We start from the raw sequence: 666 nt of genomic DNA, 5'->3' as shown, positions 1-666 counted from the left end.
GGTCGAGCTCTCGATCGGCGGGATGACCTGTGCCTCCTGCGCCAACCGGATCGAGCGCAAGCTCAACAAGCTCGACGGGGTGACCGCGACGGTCAACTACGCGACGGAGAAGGCCAAGGTCACCTTCGCCGACGGTGTCGACCCGGGGGAGCTGATCGCGGAGGTGGAGAAGGCGGGTTACACCGCTGCGCTGCCCGCCCCGCCTGCCTCGCCTGCTGAGTCGGCCGAGTCGGGCTCTGGGCGCGGGCCCGGCGATGAGCTGGGCCCGCTGCGCCAGCGGCTGATCACCGCGGTGGTGCTGAGTGTGCCGGTGGTCGCGATGGCGATGATCCCGGTGTTGCAGTTCACCTACTGGCAGTGGTTGTCGTTGACGCTGGCCGCTCCGGTGGTGGTGTATGCGGGCTGGCCGTTCCACAAGGCGGCGTGGGTCAATCTGCGTCATGGCGCGGCGACGATGGACACGCTGATCTCGATGGGCACGCTGGCGGCGTTGGGCTGGTCGGTGTGGGCGTTGTTCTTCGGCACGGCCGGGGTGCCGGGCATGACGCATCCGTTCGAGCTGACGATCCAGCGTGCCGACGGGTCGGGCAACATCTATCTGGAGGCCGCGGCGGGGGTGACGGCGTTCATCTTGGCCGGGCGTTATTTCGAGGTGCGTGCCAAGCG

1 protein-coding gene is annotated in these 666 nt (G+C 68.5%); it reads left to right on the top strand.

The features are described 5' to 3' along the window. A partial coding sequence (locus AB0C16_RS40205; RefSeq protein ID WP_357691413.1) for a cation transporter occupies positions 1–666 on the top strand: 666 nt, incomplete at both ends.

This window comes from Nonomuraea sp. NPDC048916 (genome assembly GCF_040649575.1).
Taxonomy (GTDB): domain Bacteria; phylum Actinomycetota; class Actinomycetes; order Streptosporangiales; family Streptosporangiaceae; genus Nonomuraea.
This window is presented reverse-complemented; position numbering and strand designations above follow the sequence as displayed.